This window comes from Dietzia sp. B19 (assembly GCF_014145155.1).
In the GTDB taxonomy this organism is placed as follows: Bacteria; Actinomycetota; Actinomycetes; order Mycobacteriales; family Mycobacteriaceae; genus Dietzia; species Dietzia natronolimnaea.
The window spans coordinates 1-5,093 of the sequence record NZ_JAALED010000247.1 but is presented as its reverse complement, the minus strand read 5'-3'; the positions used below and the strand labels follow the sequence as shown (position 1 = coordinate 5,093).

Genomic DNA, 5,093 nt, shown 5'->3' with positions numbered 1-5,093 from the left:
CTGGACCGCGGCGGCCAGCGATCCGGCGTTGCGCGACCGCGTGCTGCCGCTCGAGAACCACATGTCCCGGGAGGTCCTGGTGATCGCCGCCGCCGCCCTCGGACACGACCCCGGCGACGTGCGGGTGCGCAGGCCCCTGCAGGCCACCCTCGACCTGGCCCGCGGGCTCGGGCTCGCGGACGTGCTCTCCGACGACTCGGCCCGTCGTGAGAAGGTGATCCGATACTGGGCCGAGACCCTCGACCTGGTGCTCGCGCAGGTCCCGCAGGCGTCGGCCCGAGGCGTCGCCCCGGCCGCGTTTTGACCGATCCTCACGAGGGCGGTTAGGCTTGACCATCGTGCTCGCAGTACGCGAGCTGGAGGATCGTGCCCAGTAGGCCAGCGAGAGCGGCTGACGTGGTCGCCCGTGCGCCCGTCGGGGAGCGCGAGAGTCCGGATACGAGCAACGTCCCAGTGACCGGTGGTCGCCCCCGAGGAGGCCGCCAGCTAGAGAAAGTCGGTTCATGCCAACCATCAACCAGCTGGTCCGCAAGGGCCGCCAGGACAAGAAGTCCTCGACGGCGACGGCTGCCCTCAAGGGCTCGCCGCAGCGTCGTGGCGTGTGCACCCGTGTGTACACCACCACCCCCAAGAAGCCGAACTCCGCGCTGCGTAAGGTCGCCCGCGTGCGCCTCACCAGCGGTATCGAGGTCTCCGCCTACATCCCCGGTGAGGGCCACAACCTCCAGGAGCACTCCATGGTGCTCGTCCGTGGTGGTCGTGTGAAGGACCTCCCGGGTGTCCGTTACAAGATCATCCGCGGCTCCCTCGACACGCAGGGCGTGAAGGACCGCAAGCAGGCCCGCTCCCGCTACGGCGCCAAGAAGGAGAAGTAATGCCTCGCAAGGGTCCCGCCCCGAAGCGCCAGCTCATCAACGATCCGGTCTACGGCTCGCCGCTGGTCACGCAGCTCGTCAACAAGATCCTCCTCGACGGCAAGAAGACGACCGCCGAGCGCATCGTCTACTCCGCGCTGGAGATCTGCCGCGAGAAGACCGGTACCGATCCGGTCCTCACCCTCAAGAAGGCGCTCGACAACGTCAAGCCCGCCCTCGAGGTCCGCTCCCGCCGCGTCGGTGGCGCCACCTACCAGGTGCCCGTCGAGGTCCGCCCCGGGCGTTCCACGACCCTGGCGATGCGCTGGCTGGTGACCTTCTCCCGGCAGCGCCGCGAGAACAGCATGGTCGAGCGTCTCGCCAACGAGATCCTCGACGCCTCCAACGGTCTGGGTGCCGCGGTCAAGCGCCGCGAGGACACCCACAAGATGGCCGAGGCCAACCGGGCGTTCGCGCACTACCGCTGGTGATCCAGCCGGGCCCCGGAGCGGGGGGACGCCCACCGGGCGTCACCGCTCCGGGGCCCCCCGGCCGCCCCGAGGGTGGCATCATTGAACGAGGGTCGGCTCCCGCGCGAGTGAAGCGGGACACGGCCCAGCACAACAGACCCGGTTCGGACGGTCCACACGACCGCCCGGGCCACCTAAGACTCACGATCGGGGACCATCCGTGGCACAGGACGTGCTGACCGACCTCAACAAGGTCCGCAACATCGGCATCATGGCGCACATCGACGCCGGTAAGACGACCGTCACCGAGCGCATCCTGTTCTACACGGGTGTCAACCGGAAGATCGGCGAGACGCACGACGGCGCCTCGACCACCGACTGGATGGAACAGGAGAAGGAGCGCGGCATCACCATCACGTCGGCCGCCGTCACCTGTTTCTGGGCCGACAACCAGATCAACATCATCGACACCCCGGGCCACGTCGACTTCACGGTCGAGGTCGAGCGGTCACTGCGCGTGCTCGACGGCGCCGTCGCCGTCTTCGACGGCAAGGAGGGCGTCGAGCCCCAGTCGGAGCAGGTCTGGCGTCAGGCGGAGAAGTACGACGTCCCGCGCATCTGTTTCGTCAACAAGATGGACAAGATGGGCGCGGACTTCTACTACACCGTGCAGACCATCATCGACCGGCTCGGCGCGAAGCCGCTCGTCCTGCAGCTGCCCATCGGAGCGGAGGACGAGTTCGACGGGGTCATCGACCTCGTCGAGATGAAGGCCCTCGTCTGGCCCGGCGTCACGCCGATCGGCACCGAGGCCACGGTCCAGGAGATCCCCGAGGAGCTCAAGGACAAGGCCGACGAGTACCGCGAGAAGCTCCTCGAGGCCGTCGCCGAGAGCGACGAGGCCCTCATGGAGAAGTACTTCGGCGGCGAGGAGCTGACGAAGGCCGAGATCCAGGCCGCGATCCGCAAGATGACGGTCAACGCCGAGATCTACCCGGTGCTGTGTGGTTCGGCGTACAAGAACAAGGGTGTCCAGCCCCTGCTCGACGCCGTTATCGCGTACCTGCCGAACCCGCTCGACGTCGGCTCGATCCACGGTCATGCCGTGGGCGACGAGGAGAAGGTCGTCAGCCGTCAGCCCTCCAAGGACGAGCCGTTCGCGGCGCTGGCGTTCAAGATCGCCGTGCACCCGTTCTTCGGTGAGCTCACCTTCGTCCGCGTCTACTCGGGTCGCATCGACCCGAGCACGCAGGTGCAGAACGCCACCAAGGGCAAGAAGGAGCGCGTCGGCAAGCTCTTCCAGATGCACGCCAACAAGGAGATGCCCGTCGAGGAGGCCGTCGCCGGCCACATCTACGCGTTCATCGGCCTCAAGGACACCACCACGGGTGACACCCTGTGTGACCTGCAGAACCAGGTCATCCTCGAGTCGATGACGTTCCCGGCCCCGGTCATCGACGTCTCGATCGAGCCCAAGACCAAGGCCGACCAGGAGAAGCTCGGCACGGCCATCCAGAAGCTGGCGCGCGAGGACCCGACGTTCTCCGTCAGGCTGGACGACGAGACCGGTCAGACGGTCATCGGCGGCATGGGCGAGCTCCACCTGGACGTGCTCGTCGACCGGATGAAGCGCGAGTTCAAGGTCGAGGCCAACGTCGGCAAGCCCCAGGTCGCCTACCGCGAGACCATCAAGGGCACGGTCGAGAAGTACGACTACACCCACAAGAAGCAGACCGGTGGTTCGGGCCAGTTCGCCAAGGTCCAGATCCGTCTCGAGCCGCTCCCCCAGGAGCAGGTCGAGGAGGGCGAGACCTACGAGTTCGCCGACAAGGTCACCGGTGGCCGGGTGCCCAAGGAGTACATCCCCTCCGTGGACCACGGCATCAAGGACGCCATGCAGTACGGCGTCCTGGCCGGGTACCCGATGGTCAACGTCAAGGCGACGCTGGTCGACGGCGCGTACCACGAGGTCGACTCCTCGGAGATGGCGTTCAAGGTCGCGGGCTCGATGGCGTTCAAGGAGGCCGCGCGCAAGTGTCAGCCGGTGATCCTCGAGCCGCTCATGGCGGTCGAGGTCATCACGCCCGAGGACTACATGGGCGACGTCATCGGCGACATCAACTCCCGCCGCGGCCAGATCCAGGCGATGGAGGAGCGCTCCGGCGCCCGCGTCGTCAAGGCCAACGTGCCGCTGTCCGAAATGTTCGGCTACGTCGGCGACCTCCGGTCGCGGACGCAGGGCCGGGCCAACTACTCGATGGTCTTCTCCCACTACGCCGAGGTTCCGGCGAGTGTGTCCAAGGAGATCATCGCCAAGGCGACCGGCGAGTAACCGGTACTGGTCCCGCCCGGCCGTGAGGTAGGGCGGGGCCGATGCCGGCGGCGCACGGTCGAACCTCCGGGTGGCCGCCGGTTCGTGCCCCCCACGGCACGATGAGTAAGATCAGATCCCACACAAAGCAGTGCCCACCTCGAGGTGGGGACAGACCAGTCCAGGAGGACACACAGTGGCGAAGGCGAAGTTCGAGCGGACCAAACCGCACGTTAACATCGGCACCATCGGTCACGTCGACCATGGCAAGACCACCACCACCGCGGCCATCACCAAGGTCCTGGCGGACACCTTCCCCGATCTCAACGACGCGTTCGCGTTCGACGAGATCGACAAGGCGCCGGAGGAGAAGGCTCGTGGTATCACGATCAACATCTCCCACGTCGAGTACCAGACGGAGAAGCGCCACTACGCGCACGTCGACGCCCCGGGTCACGCCGACTACATCAAGAACATGATCACGGGTGCCGCCCAGATGGACGGCGCGATCCTGGTCGTGGCCGCCACCGACGGCCCGATGCCGCAGACGCGTGAGCACGTGCTGCTCGCCCGTCAGGTCGGCGTCCCCTACATCCTCGTCGCCCTCAACAAGTGCGACATGGTCGACGACGAGGAGATCCTCGAGCTCGTCGAGATGGAGGTGCGTGAGCTCCTCGCCTCGCAGGAGTTCGACGAGGACGCCCCCGTCGTCCACATCTCGGCGCTCAAGGCGCTCGAGGGTGACGAGAAGTGGGTCCAGGCGATCCGCGACCTCATGCAGGCCTGCGACGATTCCGTCCCGGACCCCGAGCGTGAGACGGAGAAGCCCTTCCTCATGCCCGTCGAGGACGTCTTCACGATCACCGGTCGTGGCACCGTCGTCACCGGTCGCATCGAGCGCGGCAAGATCAACGTGAACGAGGATGTCGAGCTCATCGGCATCAAGGAGAAGGCCACCAAGACCACCATCACGGGCATCGAGATGTTCCGTAAGCTCCTCGACTACGGCGAGGCCGGCGACAACGTCGGTCTGCTCGTCCGTGGCCTCAAGCGCGAGGAGGTCGAGCGCGGCCAGGTCGTCATCAAGCCGGGCGCGTACACCCCGCACACGAACTTCGAGGGCCAGGCGTACATCCTGTCCAAGGACGAGGGCGGCCGTCACACGCCGTTCTTCAACAACTACCGTCCGCAGTTCTACTTCCGCACCACGGACGTGACCGGCGTCGTGACCCTCCCCGAGGGCACCGAGATGGTCATGCCGGGCGACAACACCGAGATGAGCGTCGAGCTCATCCAGCCGGTCGCCATGGACGAGGGCCTGCGCTTCGCGATCCGTGAGGGTGGCCGCACCGTCGGCGCCGGTCAGGTCACCAAGATCATCAAGTGATCGACTGACCCATCGGGTCGGACGAGTAGTCCGGACCATATGAGGGAGGGGCGCCCCACCGCGAGGTGGGG

4 protein-coding genes and 1 pseudogene are annotated in these 5,093 nt (G+C 66.7%); all 5 read left to right on the top strand.

The genetic code is table 11. The annotated features are described in order from the left end of the window. Positions 1 to 304: pseudogene (locus G6020_RS08020) on the top strand (TetR/AcrR family transcriptional regulator); the annotation flags it as partial. Between the two features lie 199 nt (positions 305 to 503). Further along, positions 504 to 875: a 30S ribosomal protein S12 gene (rpsL, locus tag G6020_RS08015; protein WP_017838186.1), complete on the top strand. Its 372-nt coding sequence runs from the start codon at positions 504 to 506 to the stop codon at positions 873 to 875. After that, positions 875 to 1,345, top strand: coding sequence for a 30S ribosomal protein S7 (rpsG, locus tag G6020_RS08010; RefSeq protein ID WP_179525929.1), 471 nt, complete (start codon positions 875 to 877; stop codon positions 1,343 to 1,345). The genes rpsL and rpsG overlap by 1 nt, the downstream gene beginning before the upstream one ends. Positions 1,346 to 1,544: 199 nt before the next feature. Beyond that, positions 1,545 to 3,656 carry an elongation factor G gene (gene fusA, locus G6020_RS08005; RefSeq protein WP_179525928.1) on the top strand — a complete coding sequence of 704 codons (2,112 nt, stop codon included), beginning with the start codon at positions 1,545 to 1,547 and terminating at the stop codon, positions 3,654 to 3,656. 175 nt (positions 3,657 to 3,831) lie between these two features. Then, on the top strand, positions 3,832 to 5,022 hold the full coding sequence (gene tuf, locus G6020_RS08000) for an elongation factor Tu (protein WP_179525927.1): 1,191 nt from the start codon (positions 3,832 to 3,834) through the stop codon (positions 5,020 to 5,022). Positions 5,023 to 5,093: the final 71 nt, after the last annotated feature.